Origin of the sequence: Veillonella sp. (genome assembly GCF_019414865.1) — a bacterium.
Taxonomy (GTDB): Bacteria; Bacillota; Negativicutes; order Veillonellales; family Veillonellaceae; genus Veillonella.
The window spans coordinates 1-4,704 of the sequence record NZ_DXLG01000121.1; the positions used below are offsets into that span (position 1 = coordinate 1).

Consider the following 4,704-nt stretch of genomic DNA (forward strand, 5'->3'; position numbering starts at 1 on the left):
TTATTATAGCATGAAACAGTCTATAATCTACTATTCAAGGGTGACCAATAGTCACCACTTTCACATCAATTTTAATTGACAGATGGGCCCTCTGTATGTGAAAATTATTTAGATATATATGTAGTATGGAGGTTGCAACATGGCAGATGACAGATTAATCGTTGCCCTTGACGTATCCACGATGGATGCTGTAAAAGAAATCGTATTATCCCTCGGTGATTCGGTTAGCTTTTACAAGGTCGGAATGGAGCTATTCTACGCCGAAGGAGCAAAAACAATTCGCTTTTTACAAGAGCAAAACAAACAAATATTTCTTGATTTGAAATTGCACGACATTCCAAACACCGTAGCCCATGGAGTTTCTTCCTTAACACGTCTCGGCGCTAGTTTAATCACTTTGCATGGTCAAGGTGGCCCTGTCATGATGAAAGCCGCTGTAGAGGCAGCTCGTGAAAGCGGTGAAGCACTAGGCGTTGAGCGACCAAAATTATTGGCTATCACTGCTCTAACTAGTTTCGACGATGAATCTTGGACTGCTATTGGTGGCCAACTACCTATTTCCGACCAAGTAATTCGCCTTGCTAAGCTCGCTAAAGATTGTGGGATGGATGGTGTTGTGTGCTCCGCCTTAGAAGCTAAAATGATTCGCGAAGCATGTGGCGATGATTTCCTCATCGTAACACCTGGTATTCGTCCTTCCTTTGCAACAACAGACGACCAAAAACGCGTTGCTACACCTGCTAGCGCATTACAAGATGGCGCATCTCGCCTCGTTATCGGCCGTCCTATTACACAAGCTGAAAATCCTCGTGAAGCAGTTCGTTTAATTATTGAAGAAATGGAGAATGTATCCAAATGATGACAGAACAAGAAGTAAAACAATTATTGATCGACACTCAAGCTATTTTAGAAGGTCACTTCCTTTTGACATCTGGACTCCACAGCCCAATGTACGTTGAAAAATTCAATGTATTGCAACATCCAAAATATACAGAAGCACTTTGTAAAGAATTAGCTGAACGCTTCCGTGATCAAAACGTTGAGCTTGTTATTGGCCCTATGACTGGTGGCATCTTACTAGCTCACGAAGTGGGTAAAGCACTTGGCACACGTGCGATTTTCACAGAACGCGAAAAAGGTGTTATGACATTGCGCCGTGGCTTTAAAATTGAGCCAGGCACACGCGTACTTATCGTTGAAGACATCGTAACAACTGGTGGTTCTGTACAAGAAGTAGTAAATGTTGTAAACCAAGCCGGTGGTGAAATCGTAGGTGTAGGTTTGCTCGTTAACCGCTCTGGTGGTAAAGCAGAATTCGGCGTACCTCATGAAAAAGTACAAGCATTGCTTAACCTCGAAGTTCCTACATACAAACCTGAAGAATGCCCTCTTTGTAAAGATGGCGTAGCTATGACAGAACGTGGTTCTAAACATATTAAATAAAATTATAAACAGATACAAAAAGAGCTCCTTCACTGAGGAGCTCTTTTTGTTTGTGTGTAGTTATTGTGTGTAAGAGAGAGATTCTGATACGAATGTATCACGTAGAGTGTATGGCTCTACGGTGGCCATGAATGCACTTTCATGACCACGCACTCTAAAAGTGTTGTGAGAGAAAAGAATCAATAGAATACTATTGATTTTGAGTAGTCTGTGGTGCACCTTGTTCCACAGGTGGTTGAGGCGCATTACCATTTGGTTGTCCCCCTTGAGGCATTTGGTCAGGTTGACCTTGTTGCCCTATTTGACCTTGCGGAGACATTTGACTATTTTGATACATATGTTGACCATTATTTGGCCCCATACCATCTTGAGGTATCATTTGGTTTTGACAATTTTGGTACATATGTTGACCATTATTTGGCCCCATACCATCTTGAGGCATCATTTGATTATTTCCATCCATCATATGTTGGTCCATATGCATATTAGAACCATCATGTCTATGTGGTTTTCTAAACTGTTGTTCATTGGTTTTCATCCATTCGCCAAAATTTGGTAAATCATTTACAGCAAAGGATGTACCTACCCCTACAGCACTGATTACAGTTAGAATGGCAGCAATTATAATTCGTCTCATAGGTCCTCCTTAATCTACATTGCTGAAATAACGTTCGCGTACACCACGAAGTTCAATACCAATAAAGATACATGTAAGGCCCCCAAAGAGACCTACACCACCAAGTGCAACTAAAGTTACCAATGATAATACAGGAAATGCCGTTACATTCTCGAATGGTTGCCAAGAGCTACCTAATAAATACAGGATTGCCGGCGTAATAATAAATATAAGAACCCCTACAATATATGACAAACCACTTCCAATAGATAACAATGTTTTAGATGCTTTTTTAGCCATACCTGGCAACTGCGGCAATAAACGCTCTTTGTAGTCATCAAAGCGAGCATAAATTTCTTGCATATTAACAGATTTACTGTTACCACCATCTTGGCCTAATGTATCTGTAATAATGCCAGCATCCACATAGGATGCATAAATCTCCTCTGGGGTCCCCAAAGATTTAATGATTTCACCATCTGTAAGGCCTTTTTCATAACCTACGGCAAAGTGCTCTTCATAAACCTCTATAATACTTTCTACATCTGCAACGCGTGCCTGCTTAAATATATTGCGCAGTGCTTCTAAAAAGCTATTTTTGTCCATTATAGTCGACTCCTTTCAACAGGATATTGATGACACCAGAAAATTCATCCCATTCTTGGCGCATCTGATTGTATGCTTTACGGCCATCTGCCGTGATGTGATAATATTTTCGAGATGGTCCTGTAGAGGACTCCTTCAAATAGGTCTCAACATACTTTTCTTTCTTTAATCTATTAAATAATGGATATATCGTTCCTTCCGAAATTTCAATATATTCGGAAATGGTGCTTACGATTTCATATCCATAGCGATCACTTTGTGTTAATAGTGCTAGCACAAGCATATCCATAACACCTTTTTTTAATTGAACTTGCATAGTTCCTCCCTTTAGGTTGTGCCTACCTGCCAATGTGAAAGCTCTCTTACGGTCACTATCATGTACTGACAAATACATAATAACACAAGGTACATCGTAATGCAAGGTACCTTGTTAAAAATATATTTTGCAAAATATAAATCCACGCTTTTAACGACCTATAAACACTGATAATATCTGCTTTTATAAAACAAAAACTATCTTAATTTTTTCTAATTTTACTAATGTCACCCTATATGTATCACACATACTTCGGCTACAACATAAAAATCCCCATCCAACGGATGAGGATTTTTCATTGATTTTAAAATAATCTATTTACTCTAACATCAGCTATTTATTTTGAAGTTGCTTGCCCTAATTTAAGCTGTGTACTCTTCATTTTGCCATTGTGAGTATAAGATACCAAAACTGTATCACCAGGGCTCTTAGCGTCAATTTGCTCTTTTAATTCTAACAATGTACTAATATTCTTGCCATCAATTTGAGCAATTGTATCGCCTTCTACTAAACCAGCCTTTGCAGCAGGACCATTCGCATCAAGTTGGACAATAAGAAGACCTTCACCTTCATAGCTTACATTGTTACGTGCTGCTGTTTGACGATCTACAGCCCATACACCAATATAAGGACGTACAACCTTACCATTTTTAATAATAGAGTCTACAACGGTCATAGCGGAATTAATAGGAATGGCAAATCCCATACCTTCCACACCTTCTTTAGAAATCTTAGAACTATTAATGCCAATTAACTCTCCGTCCGCATTGATAAGCGCACCACCGGAGTTACCTGGATTGATAGCTGCATCGGTTTGGATCAAGGGGAAGCGTTGGCCTTGATCATCAATAGTACGAGCTAACGCACTGATTACACCAGATGTAACAGAACCTTTAAACTCTAGGCCTAAAGGATTACCAATGGCGATAGCCGGTTCCCCTACTTGCAAGGAATCAGAGTCACCAATTTTTATAGGTTGAATATCCTTTGGTGGATCAATTTTAACAACAGCTAAGTCTGTTTGGGCATCTGTACCGATAACTGTACCTGTGACGGTAGATCCATTGGACAAGGAAACTGTAACCTCTCCATTTTTAGCACCAGCTACAACGTGATTATTTGTTACGATATGTCCATCATTATCAATCAATACACCAGAGCCTACACCCTCTCCAGCATAGATGGTACGGTTAAAGATATCCTTTTGGAAAACTTGAGTGGTAATTCCCACTACAGCCGGACCAGATTCTTTTGCCGCTTGTACCACGTATGTATTACGTGTATCTGTAATAGGTTTCGTTTGTTTAGTTTGCTCCTTCACAGTTGTTTGATGTGTAATGGGATTACCAAAGAAATAGTATCCACCACCTACACCAATACCGAGGGCTAGCACACAGGCAATAATTGATTTCTTATATTTTGAAAAATTCATGCATATCTCCTTATATCATCTCTTAATGATTTCTTAGTGTTATATTTCTTATCATATAAACTGCCAATCGCAATCAAATACACACTGTAACAACAATGTAATATAGCAGTATATATCTACTTTCACCAAAATCAATTTTATAAAATCAATTTTTGATAAACCTATTATAGTACGCAAGACATTACATTGCAAGATAACAATTTATTACATCTATTATAAAAATATAATTTCTATAAATAATATGTATCTCGTAATACGTTAAGAGCAAATCGAATTTCAAGACGATTCAAC

Annotated in this window: 6 protein-coding genes; 2 read left to right on the forward strand and 4 right to left on the reverse strand. The window is 38.8% G+C overall.

The window, feature by feature from the left end:
- Positions 1 to 139 precede the first annotated feature (139 nt).
- Together pyrF and pyrE are read left to right on the forward strand one after the other, a co-directional pair.
- A complete protein-coding gene (gene pyrF / locus QZ334_RS06980; RefSeq protein ID WP_295233111.1) occupies positions 140 to 859 on the forward strand; it encodes an orotidine-5'-phosphate decarboxylase in 720 nt (239 codons plus the stop codon).
- Positions 856 to 1,443, forward strand: a complete 588-nt coding sequence (pyrE, locus tag QZ334_RS06985; protein ID WP_060924128.1) for an orotate phosphoribosyltransferase — start codon at positions 856 to 858, stop codon at positions 1,441 to 1,443. The genes pyrF and pyrE overlap by 4 nt, the downstream gene beginning before the upstream one ends.
- Before the next feature lie 190 nt (positions 1,444 to 1,633).
- Here pyrE and QZ334_RS06990 read toward each other — a convergent pair whose 3' ends face one another.
- The 4 genes from QZ334_RS06990 to QZ334_RS07005 all read right to left on the reverse strand — a co-directional run bounded on the left by QZ334_RS06990 (position 1,634) and on the right by QZ334_RS07005 (position 4,413).
- Positions 1,634 to 2,080, reverse strand: coding sequence for a hypothetical protein (locus tag QZ334_RS06990; protein WP_005387933.1), 447 nt, complete (start codon positions 2,078 to 2,080; stop codon positions 1,634 to 1,636).
- Between the two features lie 9 nt (positions 2,081 to 2,089).
- Entirely contained in the window at positions 2,090 to 2,665 is a 576-nt protein-coding gene (locus tag QZ334_RS06995) for a DUF1700 domain-containing protein (RefSeq protein WP_178884517.1), read from the reverse strand.
- Positions 2,652 to 2,981: a PadR family transcriptional regulator gene (locus QZ334_RS07000; RefSeq protein WP_178884515.1), complete on the reverse strand. Its 330-nt coding sequence runs from the start codon at positions 2,979 to 2,981 to the stop codon at positions 2,652 to 2,654. Before QZ334_RS07000 ends, QZ334_RS06995 begins: the two co-directional genes overlap by 14 nt.
- 337 nt (positions 2,982 to 3,318) lie before the next feature.
- Positions 3,319 to 4,413 carry a S1C family serine protease gene (locus QZ334_RS07005; protein ID WP_295233114.1) on the reverse strand — a complete coding sequence of 365 codons (1,095 nt, stop codon included), beginning with the start codon at positions 4,411 to 4,413 and terminating at the stop codon, positions 3,319 to 3,321.
- Positions 4,414 to 4,704 lie beyond the last annotated feature (291 nt).